Origin of the sequence: Dokdonia sp. Hel_I_53 (genome assembly GCF_007827465.1) — a bacterium.
In the GTDB taxonomy this organism is placed as follows: domain Bacteria; phylum Bacteroidota; class Bacteroidia; order Flavobacteriales; family Flavobacteriaceae; genus Dokdonia.
The window spans coordinates 1,699,018-1,722,752 of record NZ_VISL01000001.1; the positions used below are offsets into that span (position 1 = coordinate 1,699,018).

Here is a 23,735-nt window from a genome sequence, read left to right on the forward strand (position 1 = left end):
AAAATACCACCTATTGCTCTATCATAATTTCTAACAAGGCGATAGCAGCTTCACTTATTTTAGTCCCTGGTCCAAAAACTGCTGCTGCTCCTGCTTCAAATAAAAATTGATAATCTTGTTGAGGGATTACACCACCTACAATCACCATTATATCTGGACGACCAAGTCTGTTCAATTCTTCTATTACTTGTGGTACTAATGTTTTATGACCCGCAGCTAGAGAGGATACACCTAAAATATGTACATCATTTTCTACCGCTTGCTTAGCAGCTTCTTTTGGCGTTTGGAATAAGGGCCCTATATCTACGTCAAATCCTATATCTGCATAACCAGTAGCTACTACTTTCGCACCTCTGTCGTGGCCATCTTGCCCCATTTTTGCCACCATTATTCTAGGACGGCGTCCATCTTGTTCGGCAAATTGATTTGCGAGTTGTTGCGCTTTCGCGAAAGCGGGATCCTGTTTCATTTCTTTACTATATACACCACTAAAAGATTGGATTGCAGCTTTATGTCTTCCATAAACTTGCTCTAAAGCATCTGAAATCTCACCTAAAGTAGCTCTTTCTCTTGCGGCAATCACCGCTAAAGCCAATAAATTTTCATTTTTATCCCTTGCCGCAGCAGTTAGATTTTTTAAGGCTTCTTCAACTCTCTTTGAATCTCTTGTATCTTTTATAGATTTAAGACGACGTAGTTGACCCTCACGAACTTTTGTATTGTCTACATCAAGAATATCTAAATGTTCCTCTTCTGTAGGTCTGTATTTATTAACGCCCACAATAATATCCTGACCACTATCAATACGAGCTTGTTTACGAGCAGCAGCTTCTTCAATGCGCAACTTCGGGATACCTGCTTCTATGGCTTTTGTCATCCCGCCAAGCTCCTCTACTTCTTGAATAAGCTCCCAAGCCTTGTTTGCTATATTATGAGTTAAAGATTCTACATAATAGCTACCTGCCCAAGGATCTACCGTTTTAGTAATATGCGTTTCTTCTTGTAAGAAAATCTGGGTATTACGAGCTATACGTGCAGAAAAATCAGTAGGCAAGGCAATCGCTTCGTCAAGGGCATTTGTGTGTAAACTCTGGGTTCCTCCAAATGCTGCCGCAGCTGCTTCAATAGTAGTACGCGCTACATTATTAAAAGGATCCTGTTCGGTAAGACTCCAACCACTGGTCTGACAATGCGTGCGTAGTGCTAAAGATTTTGGGTTTTTAGGATTAAATTGCTTTACGATTTTTGCCCACAACATTCGCGCAGCACGCATCTTTGCAATCTCCATAAAATGATTCATCCCGATAGCCCAAAAAAACGAAAGTCTAGGAGCAAAACTATCGATATCCATTCCTGCAGCAATCCCTGTTCGTATATACTCTAGACCATCTGCAAGGGTGTAGGCTAACTCTATATCGCAAGTAGCTCCTGCTTCTTGCATATGATAACCAGAAATTGAAATACTGTTGAACTTTGGCATTTCCTTTGCCGTATATTCAAATATATCTGAAATGATACGCATAGACGGTTTTGGTGGGTAGATATACGTATTACGCACCATAAACTCTTTTAAAATATCATTTTGGATAGTTCCAGAAAGATCTTTTAAGTCTACGCCTTGCTCTTCTGCAGCAACAATATAAAATGCCATTATAGGAAGCACTGCTCCATTCATGGTCATAGAGACAGACATCTTATCAAGTGGAATGCTATCAAACAACAGTTTCATATCTTCTACAGAATCTATTGCCACTCCTGCTTTTCCTACATCTCCTTCTACACGATCATGATCACTGTCATACCCACGATGTGTTGCAAGATCAAATGCGACTGAGAGCCCTTTTTGACCTGCATCGAGGTTTCTTCTATAAAATGCGTTACTTTCTTCTGCTGTAGAAAAACCTGCGTACTGCCTTACCGTCCAAGGGCGACGAACATACATTGTACTGTAAGGACCTCTTAAATTTGGAGCAATTCCAGCCACAAAATCTAGGTGCTCTAACTCTTCAATATCTTTTTGAGTATAGTTTTTCTTAACCTCAATATTCTCAGCAGTAGTGCTTGACTCCTTAATGTTAGACTGCTTTTGTTTAGCATCCTTTCTAAGAGTGATATGTTGCAAGTCTTTTCTACTCATTTTTGAAATTTAAAGTATTATTTTCTCGGGAAATTTTAAATAAACACAAGTGTTTATTCTTTAAGACTCCATTTTGAGTCTTTCTTTCTCAATATTTTCTGCGAGTCTTTTTGGGATAATTGGAGCAATTAAAGTTTTACGAGGTTTGATTTTTAGAAAAGGATATAGTTCTAATTCGTCCTTCATTCTATCTAGAATATTTGGATGTTTATTTGTACCTAATAGGGTAATTTCCCCGCTATCAAATTGTGCCTGTTCAGCACTTGCGCTTTCTTCTATCTTACGTTGTATGGTACCTGCTTTAAGCTGACTCAAGAACCCTCCGTTTCTTTCAATATCTTTAAAAAGCTCTAGAGCTTTTTCTACTAACTGCGTTGTAAGTGATTCTATATAATAACTTCCATCTGCTGCATTTTGAACAGCATCAAAATAGCTCTCTTCTTTTAAAATAATAAGCTGATTTCTAGAAATACGCTGCCCAAATTCATTGATTTTATGATATAATGCATCATAAGGCTGATTTACCACCCAATCTGCACCTCCCAACACTGCGCTCATACATTCTGTACTTGTTCGCAACATATTTGTGTTGTAATCGTATATGGTCTTATTGCGGGTAGAAGGGTGAGCAATAATTTTGATCACAGCATTTTTTGTAACAGTTTCAAACTCGTCAAAAAGAGTTTGAGCGAGTACCCGAAAAGCTCTTAATTTTGCAATCTCAAAAAAATAATTTGTCCCAACAGCAACTTCAAAGACAACTTCGTCAATTGTGCATTCCTGCTCACTACAATAATGTAAATATTCTGTAAGTTGTGCAACACCATAAGAAAGTTGTTGCACCATCGTGGCACCAGCGTTTTGATATAAGGTGGTGTCTATTGAGATACTTTTAACATGACCTCTCAAAATTTCAGCAAAGGCTTGATGATCCTTTTTTAGATTGGTAAACCAATTTCCATCACTAGCCAAATGATGAATGATATCCAATTTTATATTAATTTTATACGCTTTCGCGAAAGCGTATATCTCCTCATAAAACAGAACATCTAAGAACTGGAGATTGAAATATAAGGGAGCCTCTATGTATTCTAGTTTATCAAATAATTCTTTGGCTTCAAATTTTTGATCTGCGGTAAAATAAATTGCCTCTGCACCATTATTAATCGCTTTATTTGCAGATTTTGCAGATTGTGATGCATTTGCAATAAAAATCGCTTCGCCCACAAACCATTTTTCAGGCATCGCTACAGAAAGAAAGTTTTGATCCATATCCTCCCGATGATAAAATGGTTTTACATCTATACCTTCGTTACTATGCCATATAAGTATCTCATTATAATCTGCGCCTTTGAGATCAAATTGAATTTTTTGTTTAAAGGCTTTTGAAGATACAGGCTCAAACTCTGAAAATAATTTACTCATTATTATTTTTTATAATACTGTCTTGGTACTCGATGATATAAATCTCTTCGTTATCTTTTTTCATGAGATATTCCTCCCTGGCAAATCGCTCTAATCCTGCACTGTCTTGTAATTGTTCGATTTGTTCTTTATCTGTGGAGATTTCATTCTGGAAATAATCTCTATTTCCTTCTAATTTTTTTATTTCTTGATTAAGCTCGCGGTGCAATAACCATGAACTACCGTCAAAAAAGAACATCCACACAATAAAAATCAAAAAAATTAGCAAGTATTTATTGCTTAAAATTTTGAACCACTTTTTTGCTTTTAGCTCTTTGAGACCCATTAGTAAATATATAAAAAGACTAGCTTACACGTTCGTTTATAATACTACGAACGATATCTACAGCTACCGTATTATACCTATTGTTAGGTATAATAATATCTGCAAATTCTTTTGTGGGTTCAATAAATTGTTGATGCATGGGTTTTAACGTGCTTTGGTATCGCGTCAATACTTCATCTAGGTCACGGCCACGCTCTGCTATATCTCTTTTAAGACGACGTATAAGACGCTCATCACTATCTGCATGCACAAACACTTTAATATCAAATAAATCTCTAATAGTAGCGTCTGTTAATATTAGAATTCCCTCAACTACTAAGACTTTTGTTGGGCTTATGAGTGCTGTCTCATTTGTTCTGTTGTGTTCTACAAAAGAGTAGACTGGCTCTAATACAGAACGTCCCTGCTTGAGCTCACTTAAGTGCTCGCAAAGAAGATCAAAATCTATAGCATTAGGATGGTCAAAATTAACTTTAGTACGATCTTCTCGAGAGAGATGCGATAAATCTTTATAATAAGAATCTTGTGATATGACAGAGACTTGTCCCTGGGGAAAATCTGATACAATCTGTTCTACGACCGTGGTTTTGCCACTACCTGTACCGCCACCTACGCCAATTATAAGCATGCTACCTAATTTATTTAAATGTATATTGTTTTAAACGCTTTCGCGAAAGCGTATTTCTTACTCTTCCTCTCCCGTTGCATCTACTTGATCTTCATATTCAGGATACAAAAATGCATTGTATGGAAAACGAGTAACGTGTATTTCTCTCACACGATCATAAACTTTCTTACGAAAGGTTTCAAAATTATCTTTATTGAGTGCCGAAATAAATATTGAATCCCCATTAGTTCTAGACATCCATGTGTTTTTCCACTCTTCAAGAGAATAATGAGCACCTGTGCGTTCTATCATGAGGTCATCTTCATCGTATGCCTCAGCTTTATAAGCATCTATCTTATTAAACACCATTAACGTAGGTTTATCCATACTCTCAATCTCATCGAGGATTTGATTTACAGAGGCAATATGATCTTCAAATTGTGGATGCGAAATATCAACCACATGTAACAATAAATCTGCCTCGCGTACTTCGTCTAACGTACTTTTAAAAGAATCTACAAGCTGTGTTGGAAGTTTACGGATAAAACCAACAGTATCAGAAAGTAAAAAAGGTAAATTCCCAATCACTACTTTACGTACGGTAGTATCTAAGGTGGCAAACAATTTATTCTCAGCAAAGACGTCGCTCTTACTAATTACGTTCATGAGCGTACTTTTCCCCACATTTGTATACCCGACAAGCGCTACTCTTACCAATGCACCACGGTTCCCTCTTTGGGTAGCCATTTGCTTATCTATCGTTTTAATTTTCTTTTTAAGCAATGAGATACGATCACGCACGATACGTCTATCTGTTTCAATCTCCGTTTCTCCAGGACCACGCATTCCAATACCTCCACGCTGGCGCTCTAAGTGTGTCCATAAACCAACGAGTCTAGGTAATAAATATTCATACTGGGCAAGTTCTACTTGCGTTCTTGCATAACTTGTTTGGGCTCTTTGAGCAAAAATATCAAGGATAAGATACGTTCTATCTACAATCTTACATTTAAGCAATCGCTCAATATTCTTTTGTTGAGCTGGTGTAAGTTCATCATCAAAGATTACGGTTCCCACCTCATGCTGCTCTACATAAGCAGCAACATCTTCCATCTTACCTGTCCCTATAAAAGTCTTAGGGTTAGGACGCTCTAGCTTTTGGGTAAACCTTTTAAGAACTTCGGCTCCGGCAGTATGCGCCAGGAATTCTAGTTCATCAAGGTACTCATTCATCTTATCTGCATCTTGCTTTTGGGTGACTAACCCTACAAGCACGCACTTTTCATATTCTATTTGTTCTTTTTCTAGCATATATACAAAGGTAGCAAATGAGGTGCAGTCTTTTTACCTAAATTGCACTACACAGTTAAGACTTATTTTATGGAGGATAATTCCGCTTTCGCGAAAGCGCAACAAAAACAAAACACTTGTATCGCCTTTTACAATCTTGAAAATCTTTTTGACACCACTAATAATCCTCATAACCTAGACGATGATTTTACTCCAGAAGGTATCAGAAATTGGAACACTTATAAGTACGAGAAAAAGTTAGAAAAGTTATCCAGTGTGATTTCAAAAATAGGGAGGATTGAAACAAACACCGCTCCGTCAATTCTAGGGGTAGCCGAAGTTGAAAACAAAAGTGTTCTTGAAGATCTCATCGCTACAGATAGACTTAAGGAAGAGAACTTTGGTATTGTGCATTATGATTCTCCAGATGAAAGAGGTATTGACGTAGCACTATTGTATAAGAAGAATGACTTTATAGTTATAGAAAGTAAACCTATTACTCTTATGCTCGAGGCAAAGGAGGGCGGTCGAGACTATACTCGTGACATATTATATGTCAAAGGTAATTTGCACGACTCTACAGTGCATATTCTTGTAAATCACTGGCCTTCTAGAAGACAAGGAGCAAATGATACAGCGCATAAACGTATTACTGCTGCTGCTCGCAATCGTGAAATCATTGATAACATCTTAGCAGCCAATCCAGATGCACGCATAATCGTCATGGGTGATTTTAATGACGGCCCACACAGCGAGAGTATTAAGACGCATCTCGCAAAGACAGATCTATATAACCCAATGTTATACTTAGGCACCAAATATGCTGGAAGCTTAAATCATAAGTTTGAGTGGTTCATATTTGACCAGATCCTAATGACCAACAATTTTGTGAAAATGCATAAAAATCCGCTGCTTTACGATAAGTCAGACATTTTTAATGACTTCTTTATTACAGAATTTGAAGGAAGATTTAAGGGCAATCCATTTCGCACATATGCTGGTGATAGATACTTGGGAGGGTATAGCGATCACTTCCCTGTGTACAGCATATTTACTGCTACTTTAAACTCTTAACTTGTAAATAAAAGAAAAGACCCACTACATTGAGCAGTGGGTCTTTTTATTGTTTGATCACTTTCGCGAAAGCGAATTGAATTTCTTAGTTTGCTTTTATTTGAACACCTTCAAGTTCATATGTACCATCAAAATCTGCTGCCCCAGATCCATTGTATCTAAAGGCAATGTAACCAGCAGCTTCAACACATGATAGGTCTACGATACCTGACTCGTAAAACTCTCTAAAATTGTCATCATCTTGTGTGATATATGCTGCTGGAAGGACGTCCCAAGTTGCATTAGGAATATTTGCAGGTACTCCATCCCAATCACTAGAGTATAATAACTCTAAAGTACTACCATCAGAAAAACTGTTTGATGTTAAAAACTCTAATGTCTCACCATCTTCTGCAGTAAAATCTACTAGTGGTGTTACTAACCAAGAGATTGTTGAAGCATCACCAGATCCGAAAGCTCCAACTCTAGCAGAAATACCTATTGAAACGCTGTTTGACGTAGATGAATATGCCTCCCATTGTTCTGATCCAGCTTCAATAAAATTAGTCCAACCATTTCCAGAAATAGGACTGTTTACAGTTTGCCCATCAAAATCATCCTCAAATAATACGTTTATTCCAGCAACTGCGGCTAAACCACAATCAATTTCTACTGGATCACAACGATTTTCATCTTCTAACATTACATCTGATAGATCATTAATCGCTAAATTAAAAGTATCACCAAAAAAGTTACGTGTTAATACACCCGAAATAGTTCCTCTTCCTGTAGGAAGTAGAACTGATTTAAAACTTGCAAAGGTACTTGTGCTTAAAAGAACTGTTTGTTCTGAATCACAACTGAATATAATGCGTTCTCCATCAAACTCATCTGTAGCTTCACCTGCAAATGTCAATGATTGATCAACAACCTCTTCTTTTGCAAATTGTACGTTTGTAAGTTGTACAAATATGTTCTCAAGATCTTCACTAAAATCTGCTATCGTAGTTTGAACTGGAACTATAGTCTCAACAATAGATGATCTCTCAATGTAATCAAATTGAAGTGGTGCAGGAATTTTCTCAAGGTTTTCTGTTACACCAAGGGTTAGTACTCCATTGCTTTCACCTAAATGAAGCCCTTCTAATTTTACATAAATCTTACGACCCACTTCATAATACGTAAATAGTGGGCTTTCATCTATTAATACACGAAGACCAGCTGTAGGCTCTGAAGCACTATTCTGAATGATAATCTCTTCAAACCAGTTACCTTCTTCATCACTACTTATTACATACCCTTCTACATATTGTGTAGAATCAGAGAGGTCTACTGTTTCTCCTTCCTGTAGAAAAAGGTTTCTAAGTGCTTCTACACTTGTAACCTGTCCATCTGCAAATACAGGATCTGTTCCTGTTAGATCTGGCACTGTGTAATCATCATCATTAACGCAGCTTACGGTAGTAAATAAAGCTATAATAGCCAGAAATACGTATGTTAAATTTATTGTTTTCATAATCTATATCTTATTAATCTAATGTTTTTTTTAAAATCTTACGTATGCATTTACGTAGTAAGTAGTCCCAGGACCAAAGAACAAGCGATCTCCAAAAACTGGAGTCTCTCTTTGAGATTCTTCTAACTGAGATCTATAGTTTGCTCTTCTTGAGTCTTCAAAACCTCCTGTGATGTAAGTCTCATCAAGTACGTTGTTTATCGTTGCAAAAAAACCAATAAAATAGTCTCCCACTCTCCAAGACTTACCTCCAGTTACATTCACTAAAAAGTAATCATCTATCTCAGTTTGCTTTAATAACCCCTTTGCTATCTCTGGATTGTAATCGTTAAAAGGTTGACCATCAACATCTCTTAAAAAATTAGAAGTTCTTCTAATGTTACTTACATCAATATAAGCATTTGAAAAATAGTTTGTTGTTAAACTAAAATTCCAAAAATCTGGATCACGATATTCAAAACCTACTTGGTAGGCTCTTTCTGGACCACTAGATACGTGAAGGTTTTCTAGAGCTACTGTGTCATTAGTGTCTGTACCAAATTGTGGAGCTGTAGACGTATAATAAATTTCTGGATTATTAGTGTAGGTATATTGTCCTACAGATGCAGCTGCCTTTAATTTTAAGGTAGGCAATACTTGCGCCTCAACTCCTAGTTCTGCACCTATATTTCTTCTATCGATGTTAGTGGTAATTTCTTGCACAAAAGAAGATGAAGATGCTCCAATATTATTATTTGTAAAAAAGAACCCTATGTCAGTACCGTCACTAAATCCAGAATAAAATCCTGTTAGGCGTCCCTTTACGATAGGAGATCTAAAAATGTAACTCGCGTCTATTGATTGCACTTTCTCACTTTCCAAACCTCTTACGACATCATTGTTTTGACGAGCGTTACTAAAACTATTTCGTGTATTTGGAGCAGTAGTATAATAACCAGCATTGACATCAAATAAGTGACGCCCAGTAATTTTATAAGTAGCTCCCGCTTTTACACCTCCATTTGTAAAAGATAATTTCTCGCTTTTACCAAAAGATGCGTCCCCTGGGAAAAATCCATTCTCGTATAATCCGTTACGTTGATATGTTGTATTACTTGCTGTACTAGAAAGATAAAAATCTACTTTGTTGTATTTAAATTGCGCCTGTATAAATCCAGAAACAACATCTGCATCTATCTCATAATTGTATTTATAGCGGTCTCCTTCTGTTACAATTCTATTAGGATTATTCACATCACTTTGTGGTGTTGCGCCACCCTGTCCATCTTGACTCTCACTAATGGCAAAGTTATCAATATCTCTAAAGCCATTACCTCCTAGAAGGTCCCGCACTTGAGCATAACTTTCATTTCTTAGACCTCTATAACTTAAATTTCCATCTATTGTTATAGCATCTGTTATGCGAGAATTTATGATTGAATTTACTGTTAATTGATTGTCGCTCGTTACATCATCTTGGATGATGATTTTTGACAACTCTCCTGTATTTGCAAGGTATAGCGAATTCCAATCAAGCTGACCATCATTGATAAAATCTTGCTGTAAAAGGTATGCATTTTGGTAATCATAAGCTGTAGGATTCGGGTCTTGAAGCGCATAACTAGGTAATAACTGGTAATAGTTAGGCGAAGGGTTACGTAAACGTCCGTTATCTATACGGCTATTTCTAATAGTTCCAAATTGATAAGCCACATTTGAGTTTATTGTGGTTTTCTCTGAGATATCCCAATAATGGTTTAACATAAAAACAGGCTCTTCAATATTTCTAATACGAGAATTACGTTTCTCACCATCTTGATACCCCCAGTTAGGGTTATAAGTTCTACCTTTTAGATCGAAGATTTCTTGAGTAATGAAAGTTGATCTACCACGTCTATTAGGTGTATAAAAACCAGAAAAATTGAGACTATGTTCATCATTAATCTTCTTCTCAACAGAAACATACATAGAATTTGCATCATATAATGTTCCGTCTTGAAAGCCTTCGTTACCAAAACGTCTACCTAATAGAACGCTATATGCCCATCCCTTTGCGTTAAGGCCTGAGTTATAACTTGCCATTATCCTTCCTTGATAAGATCTATTGCTCGCTGCATATGATACTCGACCACCTTTACGCTCTTGAGAAGCTCTCATTACAATATTTGTGGTACCAGCAAGTCCACCAAAGCTATATTCACTAGGACTTAAATATTTTGCAAATTCTCTATTGCGTTGTGCATCATTAAGACCTCCCCAGTTACCCCATTGAGGTCTTCCGGTGTCTTGTTTATTCATTTCAACACCATTGATAAGAACCTTTCCATTTTGGTTATCTAAACCTCGAGGTCTGAAAAACGTTGCGCTCCAGTCAAATGCTGCAGCACTAAGAAAGACATCTCTTCCTGCTGAGAGTAATCCAGAAACATTGAAGTTTCCTAGATTATCGTCGTCGCTATTCACATCGTTATCTGAAAGTGATATAAGACCTATCTGCTGTTGCTCTGCAGAGACATCAATATCCATAGTTATAGTATCTACGTTTACCACTTCTCCAGAAATTAAAATAATAGGAAGTCTTTTTGTGAGAAAACCTTCTTTCAGTATCAAAAGAATTTGATCTCCAACAGCGTCTACCCCAGTAAGTTCGAAAACTCCTGTAGCAGTTGTCATAGTCTCCATAGAACCCCCTTCTAAACGAATTGTAACGTCTGGAAGCGGTTCTGATGTGATTGCATCAATCACAGTTCCTGTCACCTGTGTTTGAGACCAAGCTGCTAGGCCCATCATGACAAGAACAAAACTTAAAGTAAATTGCTTCATATGTATAATTAATAATTAGTCTTTAGAACGGTTATTATTAAGAAACCGTTACGATTAGCGGGCAAAAATACTTAAAATCTTACATTTCATTACCTTTGGCACGCTCTATGCAAAATAATTTACAAAAAGATAACACACCTTATTAGATGAAAAAGACTAAGTACCTTGTTATAGCTACGATTATGCTTGTTACTGCTTTCGCGAAAGCGCAGCAAAAAAAATCCTATCGAGCCCATACCATCGCATTTTATAATGTTGAGAATTTATTTGACACAGAAAATGACCCAGTTACCTTTGACGATGACCGTACTCCTGATGGTAAGGATAATTGGACGGAAGAGATTTATGCGGATAAGGTCTCAAAAATGGCGAAAGTAATTTCTGAGATAGGAGCTGACATTACAAATAATGCTCCGGCGCTTATAGGACTAGCAGAAGTTGAAAACAGAAAAACTGTTGAGGCACTAGCAAATGATCCTCAATTACTTCAAAAAGATTATGGCATTGCACATTTTGACTCACCAGACAGGCGCGGTATCGATGTCGCTTTGATGTATCAAAAATCACTGTTTAAACCTACCAACATAAGCAAACATGAACTGCTTATTTATGATAATGAAGATCCCACTAAGCGACGGTTTACGCGTGATCAATTATTGGTATCTGGTATGCTAGATGGAGATTTGATACACGTCATTGTAAATCATTGGCCATCAAGATCAGGAGGAGAGGCGCGTAGTCGTAAAAAGCGAATGGCAGCTGCAGCGCTTAATATGAAATTAATAGATAGTCTTCAAAGTAATGACCCCTACGCAAAAATCATTACTATGGGAGATCTTAATGATGACCCTACAAGCCCAAGCGTAAAGAAAGTTATGAAAGCTTCTGGAGATAGAGATAAAGTAAAAGATAAATTACTCTACAACCCTATGGAGCCTATGTTTAAAAAAGGCATAGGCACACTGGCATATAGAGATGGATGGAATCTTTTTGATCAAATAATTGTTACTGCACCATTACTTGATAAAGATTTTAGCACCTATCGATATTATAAGGCTGGGATTTTCAATGAAAATTATCTTACTAATCCTAAAGGTCGTTACAAAGGATACCCTTATAGAAGTTTTGCAAATGGGTATACAGGTGGTTATAGTGATCACTTTCCAGTATATGTACTACTTATTAAGGAAGTAGAGGAGAACTAACAATAAACTTTATAAGAAAAGAAAACCTCAAGTTTATAGCTATAAACTTGAGGTTTTTTCTTTTCTACAAGGTTTTCTATAAATCATTAAAACCACTGCCCCCATGGAATAATAGCCAAGACGGCAATTAAAGCAAATGCGTAGAAGAAAGCTATTTTCTTAAATTTAGGAGTTGACAGACGTTGTTTTTTATGTTTTGAATACCCTATAGTTACCAAAACTACGGCAACGATCATTAATGTAGGATGCTCAACAGCCAATTGCCTAGCCTCGCTAGAAAGCCCCCCCATACCGTTATTTTGAATGGCAGATAAACCATTAGGAGAAACAAACCATAACACTAAACCTATTAAAAGCTGCAAGTGCATAGTAATTAAGGTAAATAGTGCTAGGCTCATATCTCGCCCACCGTATTCCTTCTTACCAAAATATTTTGAAAGTGCATTAAATGTGGCTACAACCAAGACGATCACTACTACATAGGCCCAATACGAATGGACAAATTGAACTACTGAATACATTTTAAAAATTTTATGTTGAGAATCAAATATACTTTATAAAATCAAAAGCCGCTACTGTTTCCAGTTGCGGCTTTTTAAAATTGCATGAAGCAATTATTAATATTTAAACAGGTCTTAGTTAAAGATATAACGTAAACCTAATTGCATTTGCCATCTTGAAGAATTAAAACCAGCATCATCAATTCGATTCAATCCTCTGCCTACTCCATCATTAAATGTATATTGAGGAGTAGTTCCATCTGCTGCAAAACCTTCAAAGTTTAACAATGTAGCTGTATCAAATCCACTTGTAAAGTATCTTCTTCCCCAATCCTTGTTAAGAAGATTTGTGAAGTTGAAAATATCTGCAGAAAATTGGAATGTGTGCTTTGTTTCCTTCACATTTACAGAAAATTCTTGAGCAAATTTTAAATCAATCACATGACTCCATCGAGCTCTATTTCTATTACGCTCTGCAAATTGACCTCTTCTATCTTGGAGATAATCATCTTGCGAAATAAATGCCTCAAGTGCTGCATATTGATCTTCGGCAGATACTCCATCACGATTCTCCACTAAGTTTGCTTCCTCAAATGTAGCTGGAATATATGGTAAAGCCACGAATCCTTCATCTACGTCAGCGATCAAGCCCTCGCTAAATCCAACTACATAACTATATGGTGTTCCTTCTGCTCCTTCATAAAATAAGCCGATAGTCGTTTTGACATTATCAGACCATTTGTAATCCATAACCACATTTGCAAGTGTTCTGTGTCCTTGACTAAAATCTGATATTGAGGTTCCTAATTGATTTGATCCATTTACACTCTCATTAAAAGCCCAGTTAGAGATACTCCTAGAACTCGTAGCATCAAAGACAGTTGTAGAACGTCCATATGAATAGGTCGCAGAAGATCTGATATCTAATTTTGACGAATAAAAATTATTTCCCAAAGTCACTGAAGCATTATAAGATTCACCTTCATCAGTGTTTGATAATAAAAACACATTACCATAAGTATCATCTATTTTTTCAAATCCATAATTATCTCTTGATCCCGCACCTGTAGTCTGAAATTGAGGACCTTCAAGGTTTAAGTTTTCATAATTTACACCGGAAATCACATCACTATGAGATATTTCTCCAGAAAGTGTAAATCCATATCCAAGCTTTTGATCAACAGCGAAACTTTTCTTAAAGACTTGTGGTAGTTTTAAATCTTCAGCAAGAAGGTCAATATCACCTGTAAATTCTAAATCTCTTGTAAATTGAGAGTTGACATCGGGATTGAAATCTGGCACAAAACCATTTCTAGCTCTAAAATCTACTTCGTCACCTGTTACACCATTATTATTATAAGCACCACCTGGCCATACTAATGGAATTCTCGATGTAAATACCCCTAAACCACCTCGTATTTGAGTTGTTTTATCTCCTTTTACATCCCAATTAAATCCTAATCTAGGAGAGATATGTGCTGTAACTTTTGGACCTTGGCCAACACGTGCTCCTTGTAAATCTTTACCAGCAGCCTCCAACAATTCAACTCCTCTAGTATTAAAATCTTCATTACCACGTCCATCATCCCAAATAGGAAGATCTACTCTTAAACCGCCAGTTAATCTGAAGTTTTCAGTTAATTGGTATTCATCTTGAGCATAGAATCCTAATTGAAATAAATCAAACTCTGCAGCTCCTACTGAATTATCACCTGACCCACCTAGTAAAGAATAACCTCTTCTATATCTATCAGCATCATCGTTGAAAAAATCTTCTAATGAATTATAGCTATACGCACCAAAATTACGACCTAAAAAGAGATTCTTTACAGAGCTATATTCATTATGCGTTCCCAAGGTAATTGTATGTCTTCCTTTAAAAATCTGAAAGTTATTTGTTAATGTAAAAATATCTTGATTGAGTAAATTTGCCGTAGAGAATGCCTCAGAACCAGCATTTATTCTTCCGTCACCATCTCTAACAGTAATATTTGGAAAGGGATCACCGTTAATACCTCTATCATCCCTAACTCTTGTATATCCAAAGACAAAGCGATTAGAAAAATTATTTCCAAACACAGAATTTAATTCTAGAGAAGCTGTGTTTGTAATTGATTCAAAATTTTGGGCACCACCAGTAAAGTTTATAACCCTTGAACTGGATCTTCCTATACCAAAAAAGTCAGCCTTCACGTAATTGTTACGGAAAGAAAGCTTGTGATCTTCATTGATATTCCAATCTAATTTAAATAAAATTTTATCACTGTCTAATGTTCTCGTGTTCTCGTTAAAAGTACCAGGATCGTAACCATATTCGCTTATCAAATAATTTCTAAAAGCACTGAGACCTGAAATACCTGAATCCCCGGCATAATCACCATTAAAAGGCTGTGGTGTTTCATCTTTCTGACCTTCATAATTTACAAAGAAGAACAATTTATCCTTAATGATCGGTCCACCTAATCTTATACCGTTTGTATAAGCTGTAAATCTAGGTAACTTTTCTCTTTCACTTTCATCTTCAAAATCTCCAGGTGTTTTTCCAGCAAGATTTTGATTTCTAAACAAAGTATAGGCAGAACCTTCAAATGTATTTGATCCAGACTTAGTAACAGCACTAATGGCACCTCCGGAAAATCCACCAATAGTTACATCATAAGGAGCTACATTTACTTGAAAAGATTCAATCGCATCAATAGAGATTGGATTCACACCTGTTTGACCTCCATTTGTTCCTGAATCAGAAAGACCAAAAGCATCATTATTTACAGCACCATCTACATAAAGTGCATTATAACGATTGTTCTGACCTCCGATTGATAATTCATTATCCCCTCTCACTTGCGCTTCAGGTGTCAAACGTGCAAAATCAGAAATTGATCTTGAGATGTTAGGTAGTGCATCAACTTTAGCTTGACTGATTGTTGTCTCAGAACCTGTTTTATCTGCATCAAAAACACCATTTGTCGTTGCAGTAATTACCACCTCATCAAGAGCGTTTTGAGATTCTGTTAGCGTAGCACTGATACGTCTAGTCTCACCTAAAGTAAGTGAAAAGCCATTTAGAACGTAATCATCAAAACCTACATATGTGATCTTAACATTATACGGACCACCAGGTTTTAAATTTGTTAAACGGTAAAAACCATCATAATCAGTTACCGCTCCATATACAGAACCTGTAGGTAAGTGTGTAGCAACAACTGTTGCGCCTGGCAGAGAACTTTCGGCACCCTCAAGAACTCGTCCTGAAATACCACTGGTAGTTACACCCTGTGCAAATGACGCTGCGCTCACGAAGAACAAAGCAATCAAAGATAAAATTGTGAATTTTTTCATAATATATTTATAATTAGCTGGCGCGAAATTACTCATTACTATGAAAGATCTAGATTAACAGAAGGTTAACTTATCTATTTTAACACATTATTATGATCACATCAATTAAACCCTGCTAATACTATTGATATCTTAAAAAAAGAGATTAGATATTAATTTAAATCCTGAAAACTAAGATTTTTTGTAAGAATTAACTAATGAAATCGTAGACAAATCATGCACACTTTCATCTATACTGTCAATATTATTTAAAATTTTAGTAGCTAGTTGCTTCCCAAGTTCTACTCCCCATTGATCATAAGAATAAATATTCCATATTACGCCTTGTACAAATATTTTATGTTCATACATAGCAATAAGAGCACCTAAACTTTCTGGGGTCAACTTTTCAATCAAAAATGATGTGGTAGGCTTGTTTCCAGAAAACACTTTGAAAGGTTTAAGCTGCTCAATCTGATTTCTAGACATTTCTTTGGTAGATAACTCAAGTTCTACTTGCTCAAGTGTTTTTCCATTCATCAATGCTTCTGTCTGTGCAAAGAAGTTTGCCATCAGTTTATCGTGATGGTTTTTATTTCCATAAAGTGATTTTTTGAATCCAATAAAATCAGCTGGAATTAATTTAGACCCTTGATGTATCAGTTGAAAAAATGCATGTTGTGAATTTGTACCCGGTTCTCCCCATATGATATTTCCAGTCTCATACGTTATTTTCTTACCATTACGATCTACACTTTTCCCATTGCTTTCCATTATGGCTTGTTGCAAATAGGCAGGTAATCTATGCAAGTATTGTGTATATGGAATTATTGCTTCTGTCTCACATTTGTAAAAGTTATTATACCACACACTGAGGAGTGCCGTAAGCACTGGGATATTTTGATCAAATGGAGTGTCTCTGAAATGCCTATCCATTTTATAAGCACCATGCAATAAACTTTCAAAGTTTTTGTAGCCAATGGCTAATGCAATAGAAAGCCCTACAGAACTCCACAGAGAAAATCTCCCTCCTACCCAGTCCCACATAGGGAACACATTGTTATGATCTATACCAAAATCAGCTATCGCTTCTAGATTAGTAGAAACTGCTACAAAATGACTTGATACTCCGTTCTCACCTAACTGCTCTACAAACCATTTTCGTACGGTCTGGGCATTTGTTAAAGTTTCTTGAGTTGTGAATGTTTTAGAAACAATCACAAAAAGAGTTGTTTCTGGATTAAGTTTTTTTAAAGTTTCCATTACATGATCACCATCTACATTTGAGATAAAGTGTACATTTAAATGGTTTTTATAAAACTTAAGAGCCTCCACAACCATCTGAGGTCCCAAATCAGAACCACCTATTCCAATATTAACAACATCAGTAATAGCTTTTCCAGTAACACCTTTATGTCTCCCTGATATTATTTTTTGTGTAAAATCTTCAATTAGTTTTTTAACGGAGTCAACTTCCTCTTTCGCGAAAGCGGTATCACCTTCATCCCTCAAGGCAGTATGCATAACTGAACGGCCTTCTGTCGCATTAATTTTATCTCCCCCAAAATAGCTCTTCATGGCACTTTTGAGACCTGCCTCCTCTGCGAGATCAATAAGCAAAGCACGTGTATCTTTAGTGATCAAGTTTTTACTGTAATCAACTAAAAAATCCTCCCAATGAATACTGAAATCAACAGCTCTACCTTCATCATTAAAAAGATCTTTAAGCTGTACATTTTTCATTTCTTTAAAATGCACGTCTAACTTTTTCCAAGCTGTTGTAGTAGTTGGGTTTATATTTCTCATCATGAATCTATTGAAATTTACTGAATACTCAGCGCTAGTTCTTCTTGGAGCTCTACCTGATCCACGGTTTCAGAAAACCAAGGAATACCATCTAATCTTGTTTGTAATGGTTTGCGTATGCTATCATAAATAGGCACCAAATTTTCTGCGAGAGGTTTGGATGCAGGAAGGTCCTGTTTGAAAGGATCTACTTGCCTACCATTTTTCCAAAAACGATAACATACGTGAGGTCCTCCAGAATTACCTGTCATACCTATTGTTCCTATCACATCTCCCTGTCGTACTGATTGGCCTACTTTAACATTACGCTTCTGCATATGTAAGTATTGTGTGTCATAAGTAGCATTGTGTCTTATTTTGACATAATTACCATTTCCACCTCGACGTTCTGATTTTGTTACCACACCATCTGCAGTTGCTAGAATAGGTGTGCCTATAGCTCCGGCAAAATCAGTTCCTTTATGTGGTCTCAACCTATATCCGTAATATTTTATACGTCTTTTTAAATTATACCTAGAAGAAATACGACTGAATTTAAGTGGTCCTTTCAAGAAGGCTCTTCTTAAATTATCTCCATTTTCATCAAAGAAATCGAAGCTACCTGGCAAAGAGTCATTTTCAAATCTAAAAGCATACATCTCTCTTCCAGCATGTTCAAATAACACTGCTTTTATTTTCCCTATACCTGCTGGGATTGTATCATTCACAAATCGCTCTTCATATATTGCCTTAAAACGATCTCCTTTTTGTAGTTTGAAAAAATCTATAGTCCATGCATAAATATCTGCCATTTTATAAGCCACGTTTACACTAACTCCAAGGTCATCAAATGTAGATGAAAGATTACTATCTATCACACCAGATATCTCACGCTCATATGTTGTCGTGGGATGTTTTTCTAAAGAAGCCTTTACCGTAGACTGGAAATCTAAAACCACATAATCCTCTCTACTTTGCTCATATATAAAAACCTTTGCCGCTTCAATAGAATCCTTAGACTTCAAAACTACATATGGTTTTCCTGGACGTATGCGGCTCGTATTGAAAACAGGTTGTACACTATCTGATATTTCTTGAATTGTTGCATAATCTACATTTGCTTCAAAAAGAATTTTTCCAAAACTGTCTCCAGACTGCACAGTATCCCGCTCTACAACAAAATCATCTAGTACGTAACCGTATTCTTTTACGATTTCTGGCGGAGCTTCATAGATTTCTTCTGCACTAATGTTTTCTTCTGTAGTCTTATTACAAGAAATTATAACAAAGCATATAAAAAAAAGAAAGGGGAACTGATATTTCACAAAAAGTAGGTTCTTAAAATTAAACGTCGTGCCCCCAGTTATCAAGCTCCTCTTTAGTCCATACCTCTGGAAAAAAGATTCTTCTTTGATACTTAGGATGCATATATTTTGTCCACTCACTGCCACCTGTTGCTTCTACAACTTTTTTGCCATTGTTTAAGTAATGACTAGCAGCATTGTAATGAGACATTACCCAAGTTACATTGACAGTATAATCGTAATGACGCATTGCGTCACGTAATTTCTGATTTTCACGGTCTTTTAAAGGTAGCGACTTAAAACGGGCGTACAAATTTATAGTATTATATTCTTTTGTAAAGGCTACAAAGTCATTTTTATATTTTTCTTCAAAAGCGCTGAGTAGATATGATTTTTTGCCTGTTTTGTAATCCTTACCTGCTGCTTGCCAGTATAAATGTTCTAAAGCATGCTCATAAGGAGTATTACGATCTATGCTTTCGCGAAAGCGGGCATCAATCAAATTAATTAAATCTGTACTTGCAAATTCTATTTTACGATATTGTGCGCTCTGGAACCCGCTTGCAGGAGTAAGAGTTTTTCTAAACTTCATATACTGATCCAGATCCATTCCCTCTTGCATAATACTGAAAGAACTTGTGAGCATATCAAAGTATCGACTAATTCTATCTAACCGAGAGCTAAAAAAGTCTACAGTAAGATTAGGGTGATGTGCCACCTGATCGATCTCCCAAAGTACCATTTTGAATAAAAGTTCATTAATCTGATGATACATAATAAATACATTCTCATCAGGAAAACTAGTACGTGGTAATTGTAAATTAAGTAAGGCGTCTGTATGAATATAATCCCAATACGTAATGGGTTTACTTTGTAAAAGACCCTCTAGATGGTCATCTAGATCTTGGTCTATTTTTTCATATTTATCATCAAGAGCATCAATGATTTTTTCTATGTCTGGTTGTATAGGCTTTCTCATTAAAATACTTAGTCAAATGTAATTTTAAATGGATGTTTAAGACCACGATATGCATCTAGATCTGCCTTGAGCGAACCTACTGAAAGGTCTGCTTGTATGCGCACAGGGATTTTATTTTTATCATCTGTTACCCACATGGTAAGACTTTCTTTTTCTTTAAAAACTCTACCAGACTGAACTAGTGGTTTAAACACTAATGTTTTTACGTTTCCAAATTTAGTCTTGACAATTTCTTTGTCAATAAACCGCATCTTAAATGGATAGTTTTCTCCATCAAAAAACATCGTCAAGTCAATTTCATCTCCCTTTTTTAGGTTTGACGTTTCTAAGTTATTGCGCAAGTAATACATCGCAGACACTAAATCTTGGATATTTGGCTCCGTTTTTAGGACCGTTTCTTTATTACGTCTCAAGTCTTTTATAAGTGCTGTATTATTTTTATGATCAAATTCTACAACTCTATGTTTCTTATGCCCCCCTTCATCAATATTACGTAAAAACTTATAAGGTAAATCTGTTTTTTTATCTACCCAGCTTTCATAATAGTCTTCTACTCCAAAGGCTAGACCTACAATACCTGTAGTTTCACCAAAACCTTTGATATGGTGAACATCATTTCCTTTGTACACCTCATCATTAATTGCTATAGTAGCATACCCGCCTGTAAGTAAACCGTAGTGAACTCTAAACTTAAGCCATTCACCTGCTTTGTAAGAATTTCTACGTTTAATATCCAATAGCTGTTCTGGTGCCTTCACAAATGAAAGACTCATAAGTAAACTTAAGGCTACCAGTATCGATGCTATTATTTTTGATGTTAGTTTCATATTTTGGTTATTTGCTTATAACGATATATAATACAAATGTTGTTCCAAAGGTAAAAAATAAAGGCCGCAATGATATTGCGACCTTTAGATATTTAGGTTTTTAGAGTGTTCCTCTTTGGGCTTGTTCCCTTTCTATCGACTCGAATAGCGCCTTAAAATTACCTGCACCAAACCCCTTTGCTCCCATACGCTGTATGATTTCAAAAAATAACGTAGGTCTATCTTGTAACGGTTTTGTAAAAATTTGTAGTAAGTACCCATCTTCATCTGCATCTACAAGTATAGAAAGCTCTTGTAGTCGTTCTATATCTTCTTTCATGACTTTCATATGCTCACCTAAACGTTGTGGAATGTCATCATAATAGGTTTGTGGTGGAGGTGGCAAAAAGTCAATTCCTCTCGCTTTAAGTTGCGCAACTGTCTTAATAATATCATCTGTCGCCATTGCAAGATGTTGTACACCTGCTCCTTCATAAAAATCCAAATATTCTTCAATTTGAGACTTTTTGGCTGCTTCTGCAGGTTCGTTTATAGGAAATTTGATGCGACCATTTCCATTACTCATCACCTTACTCATAAGTGCAGAGTACTCCGTATGAATTTGCTTGTCATCAAAAGATAAGAAGTTCACGAAGCCCATTACCTCTTCATAAAATTTTACCCACGTATTCATTTGATTCCAACCTACATTACCTACCATATGATCTACATACTTAAGTCCTGTAGGCTCTGGATTGTAATCAGATTTCCACTCACGGTAACCTGGCAAGAATTGACCATTATAATTTTTACGTTCTACAAACATATGAACAGTCTCACCATAGGTGTAAATTCCAGCGCGTACTGTCTCTCCATGCTCATCCTTTTCTACAAAGGGTTCACAATATGATTTTGCCCCACGTTTTGTTGTCTCTTCGTAAGCACTTCTAGCATCCTCTACCCATAAAGCAACTACTTTAACACCGTCACCATGCTTAACGATATGATCATTAATAGGGGATTTACTATTTAAAGGAGAAGTAAGTACAATACGTATTTTATCTTGCTTAATCACATAACTCACCTCATCTCTAGAGCCTGTCTCTAGACCTTTGTAAGCGTATGATTGAAATCCAAAGGCTGTTTTATAAAAGTGAGCGGCTTGCTTTGCATTTCCTACATAAAATTCTACGTAGTCTGTTCCCAATAGGGGTAAAAAATCTTGTGCTCCTTCAAAAATTTTTTCTAGTCCGTAGTCAACGGATTTTAAATCTTCTTTCATGTCTATTACTCTAGTACAATGCTGTATTTACAATACCATCATTGCTATTAATTTTTGTATAATACTTCTTAATCTTCTAAGAAGTGTAGTCTTATATGGATAATTTTTAAAAATTTAAGTTCTTTGATAAAGATTTAGCTTAAGCAAAAAACTTAGTTTATTTTAATTAGTGATCTAACCAACTTTGATAATACTCTTCATCTGCTATTCCCATCGCATCCTTACAGACTTTAAGGGGTTTAAAAGTATCTACCATTACTGCTAGCTCTTCTGTCCCTTCTTTTCCAATACTTTTTTCTGCAGTTCCAGGATGTGGGCCATGCGGTATACCTGCTGGATGTAGTGATATATGTCCAGCTTCAATATCTGTACGACTCATAAAGTCTCCATCTACATAATATAAGACCTCATCACTATCTATATTACTGTGATTATAAGGTGCGGGTATACTTAGAGGATGATAATCATATTTTCTAGGTACAAAACTACATACCACAAATGCATCTGTCTCAAAGGTCTGGTGTACTGGGGGTGGCTGGTGTATACGACCTGTGATAGGCTCAAAGTCATGAATGGAGAAAGCATAAGGATAATTGTATCCATCATACCCTACAACATCAAAAGGATGTGATGCATAGAGCATTTCAAAAATATCATCTTGCTTTTTTACCTTGATTAAAAATTCTCCATCCTCATCGTTAGTCTCTAGCTCATAAGGCTGGCGCAAATCTCGCTCACAAAAAGGGGAACTCTCTAACAATTGACCAAACCAATTACGATATCTTTTTGGGGTGTAAATGGGTCTTCGAGACTCCACAATAAAAAGTCTATTATCATCAGTGTCAAAGTCCATTTTATAAATCACACCTCTTGGAACTAGTAGATAATCTCCATATTTAAAATCTAGATTCCCTAAATGGGTACGTAATTTTCCCGTACCTCTATGCACAAATATAAGCTCATCTGCATCTGTGTTCTTGTAAAAATAATCTTGTGTTCGCTCTTGTGGAGCAGAAAGAAGTATCGTACAATCACTATTTGTCAAAACAGCTTTACGACTTTCTAAAAGATCTTTCTCTGGTTTAATTTGAAAACCACGGAAGCGATACGATTGAATGTTATTTTCTTTGGCAATTTCTGGCTTCACAGAATATTGCTTTTTAATTTCTTTTACTTGTGTGGGTCGCTGGTTATGGTAGCTTATGGTGCTCATACCATCAAATCCGATGGTTCCGAATACTTGCTCGTTGTATAGCTCCCCATCTGGTTTACGAAATTGCGTGTGACGTTTAGGAGGAATCTCTCCCAGTTTATGATAAAAAGGCATTTATATATTTTTAAATTGACTTAAAGTTACTTAAAAAAACAAGTATAAGTCTATTCAGGACTCCTCTTTATGAG

General features: G+C 36.2%; 17 protein-coding genes. 2 read left to right on the forward strand and 15 right to left on the reverse strand.

Annotation, left to right across the window (positions count from 1 at the left end; translation table 11 throughout):
* Window positions 1–10 precede the first annotated feature (10 nt).
* The 5 genes from scpA to hflX form a co-directional block, all read right to left on the reverse strand.
* Window positions 11–2,137: a methylmalonyl-CoA mutase gene (scpA, locus tag OD90_RS07620; protein WP_144668548.1), complete on the reverse strand. Its 2,127-nt coding sequence runs from the start codon at window positions 2,135–2,137 to the stop codon at window positions 11–13.
* Between the two features lie 60 nt (window positions 2,138–2,197).
* The gene (locus OD90_RS07625; RefSeq protein WP_186434729.1) at window positions 2,198–3,562 is read right to left on the reverse strand and encodes a methylmalonyl-CoA mutase subunit beta; all 1,365 of its coding nucleotides are present in this window, start codon (window positions 3,560–3,562) and stop codon (window positions 2,198–2,200) included.
* Window positions 3,555–3,818 carry an FtsB family cell division protein gene (locus tag OD90_RS07630; RefSeq protein ID WP_315897470.1) on the reverse strand — a complete coding sequence of 88 codons (264 nt, stop codon included), beginning with the start codon at window positions 3,816–3,818 and terminating at the stop codon, window positions 3,555–3,557. The genes OD90_RS07625 and OD90_RS07630 overlap by 8 nt, the downstream gene beginning before the upstream one ends.
* An 88-nt stretch (window positions 3,819–3,906) precedes the next feature.
* Window positions 3,907–4,515 carry a uridine kinase gene (gene udk / locus OD90_RS07635; RefSeq protein WP_144668554.1) on the reverse strand — a complete coding sequence of 203 codons (609 nt, stop codon included), beginning with the start codon at window positions 4,513–4,515 and terminating at the stop codon, window positions 3,907–3,909.
* Window positions 4,516–4,572: 57 nt separating this feature from the next.
* Window positions 4,573–5,805 (reverse strand): GTPase HflX, encoded by a 1,233-nt coding sequence (hflX, locus tag OD90_RS07640; protein ID WP_144668556.1) that lies wholly within the window; start codon window positions 5,803–5,805, stop codon window positions 4,573–4,575.
* A 69-nt stretch (window positions 5,806–5,874) separates the two neighbouring features.
* On the opposite strand from hflX, the gene OD90_RS07645 reads away from it, so the two are divergent.
* Window positions 5,875–6,858, forward strand: a complete 984-nt coding sequence (locus tag OD90_RS07645) for an endonuclease (protein ID WP_144668557.1) — start codon at window positions 5,875–5,877, stop codon at window positions 6,856–6,858.
* 85 nt (window positions 6,859–6,943) lie between these two features.
* Here the strand turns inward: OD90_RS07645 and OD90_RS07650 are convergent, their stop codons facing one another.
* Window positions 6,944–8,353, reverse strand: a complete 1,410-nt coding sequence (locus OD90_RS07650; protein WP_144668558.1) for a DUF5689 domain-containing protein — start codon at window positions 8,351–8,353, stop codon at window positions 6,944–6,946.
* A gap of 30 nt (window positions 8,354–8,383) precedes the next feature.
* Entirely contained in the window at window positions 8,384–11,155 is a 2,772-nt protein-coding gene (locus tag OD90_RS07655; protein ID WP_144668559.1) for a carboxypeptidase regulatory-like domain-containing protein, read from the reverse strand.
* A 146-nt stretch (window positions 11,156–11,301) separates the two neighbouring features.
* Here OD90_RS07655 and OD90_RS07660 point away from each other — a divergent pair, with 146 nt between their 5' ends.
* On the forward strand, window positions 11,302–12,360 hold the full coding sequence (locus OD90_RS07660; protein ID WP_222430160.1) for an endonuclease/exonuclease/phosphatase family protein: 1,059 nt from the start codon (window positions 11,302–11,304) through the stop codon (window positions 12,358–12,360).
* Window positions 12,361–12,446: 86 nt separating this feature from the next.
* On the opposite strand, the gene OD90_RS07665 is transcribed toward OD90_RS07660, so the two are convergent.
* From OD90_RS07665 to OD90_RS07700, 8 genes are all read right to left on the reverse strand, one after another.
* Window positions 12,447–12,881, reverse strand: coding sequence for a potassium-transporting ATPase subunit KdpA (locus OD90_RS07665; protein ID WP_144668560.1), 435 nt, complete (start codon window positions 12,879–12,881; stop codon window positions 12,447–12,449).
* Window positions 12,882–12,995: 114 nt separating this feature from the next.
* Complete coding sequence (locus OD90_RS07670; RefSeq protein WP_144668561.1) at window positions 12,996–16,199, reverse strand: carboxypeptidase regulatory-like domain-containing protein; 3,204 nt, start codon at window positions 16,197–16,199, stop codon at window positions 12,996–12,998.
* 171 nt (window positions 16,200–16,370) lie between these two features.
* Entirely contained in the window at window positions 16,371–17,984 is a 1,614-nt protein-coding gene (gene pgi, locus OD90_RS07675; protein WP_144669666.1) for a glucose-6-phosphate isomerase, read from the reverse strand.
* A 17-nt stretch (window positions 17,985–18,001) separates the two neighbouring features.
* A complete protein-coding gene (locus tag OD90_RS07680; protein WP_261374481.1) occupies window positions 18,002–19,288 on the reverse strand; it encodes a peptidoglycan DD-metalloendopeptidase family protein in 1,287 nt (428 codons plus the stop codon).
* 19 nt (window positions 19,289–19,307) lie between these two features.
* Window positions 19,308–20,246: a tryptophan 2,3-dioxygenase family protein gene (locus OD90_RS07685; RefSeq protein WP_144668562.1), complete on the reverse strand. Its 939-nt coding sequence runs from the start codon at window positions 20,244–20,246 to the stop codon at window positions 19,308–19,310.
* 8 nt (window positions 20,247–20,254) lie between these two features.
* Complete coding sequence (locus OD90_RS07690) at window positions 20,255–21,073, reverse strand: DUF3108 domain-containing protein (RefSeq protein ID WP_144668563.1); 819 nt, start codon at window positions 21,071–21,073, stop codon at window positions 20,255–20,257.
* Window positions 21,074–21,173: 100 nt separating this feature from the next.
* On the reverse strand, window positions 21,174–22,334 hold the full coding sequence (gene hppD, locus OD90_RS07695; RefSeq protein ID WP_144668564.1) for a 4-hydroxyphenylpyruvate dioxygenase: 1,161 nt from the start codon (window positions 22,332–22,334) through the stop codon (window positions 21,174–21,176).
* Window positions 22,335–22,500: 166 nt separating this feature from the next.
* On the reverse strand, window positions 22,501–23,661 hold the full coding sequence (locus OD90_RS07700) for a homogentisate 1,2-dioxygenase (RefSeq protein WP_144668565.1): 1,161 nt from the start codon (window positions 23,659–23,661) through the stop codon (window positions 22,501–22,503).
* Window positions 23,662–23,735 lie beyond the last annotated feature (74 nt).

Coding starts and splice junctions, on each gene's coding strand:
- scpA (WP_144668548.1), bottom strand. CDS start 2,137: ATGAGTAGAAAAGACTTGCAACATATCACTCTTAGAAAGGATGCTAAA.
- OD90_RS07625 (WP_186434729.1), bottom strand. CDS start 3,562: ATGAGTAAATTATTTTCAGAGTTTGAGCCTGTATCTTCAAAAGCCTTT.
- udk (WP_144668554.1), bottom strand. CDS start 4,515: ATGCTTATAATTGGCGTAGGTGGCGGTACAGGTAGTGGCAAAACCACG.
- hflX (WP_144668556.1), bottom strand. CDS start 5,805: ATGCTAGAAAAAGAACAAATAGAATATGAAAAGTGCGTGCTTGTAGGG.
- OD90_RS07645 (WP_144668557.1), top strand. CDS start 5,875: ATGGAGGATAATTCCGCTTTCGCGAAAGCGCAACAAAAACAAAACACT.
- OD90_RS07650 (WP_144668558.1), bottom strand. CDS start 8,353: ATGAAAACAATAAATTTAACATACGTATTTCTGGCTATTATAGCTTTA.
- OD90_RS07655 (WP_144668559.1), bottom strand. CDS start 11,155: ATGAAGCAATTTACTTTAAGTTTTGTTCTTGTCATGATGGGCCTAGCA.
- OD90_RS07660 (WP_222430160.1), top strand. CDS start 11,302: ATGAAAAAGACTAAGTACCTTGTTATAGCTACGATTATGCTTGTTACT.
- OD90_RS07665 (WP_144668560.1), bottom strand. CDS start 12,881: ATGTATTCAGTAGTTCAATTTGTCCATTCGTATTGGGCCTATGTAGTA.
- OD90_RS07670 (WP_144668561.1), bottom strand. CDS start 16,199: ATGAAAAAATTCACAATTTTATCTTTGATTGCTTTGTTCTTCGTGAGC.
- pgi (WP_144669666.1), bottom strand. CDS start 17,984: ATGAGAAATATAAACCCAACTACTACAACAGCTTGGAAAAAGTTAGAC.
- OD90_RS07685 (WP_144668562.1), bottom strand. CDS start 20,246: ATGAGAAAGCCTATACAACCAGACATAGAAAAAATCATTGATGCTCTT.
- OD90_RS07690 (WP_144668563.1), bottom strand. CDS start 21,073: ATGAAACTAACATCAAAAATAATAGCATCGATACTGGTAGCCTTAAGT.
- hppD (WP_144668564.1), bottom strand. CDS start 22,334: ATGAAAGAAGATTTAAAATCCGTTGACTACGGACTAGAAAAAATTTTT.
- OD90_RS07700 (WP_144668565.1), bottom strand. CDS start 23,661: ATGCCTTTTTATCATAAACTGGGAGAGATTCCTCCTAAACGTCACACG.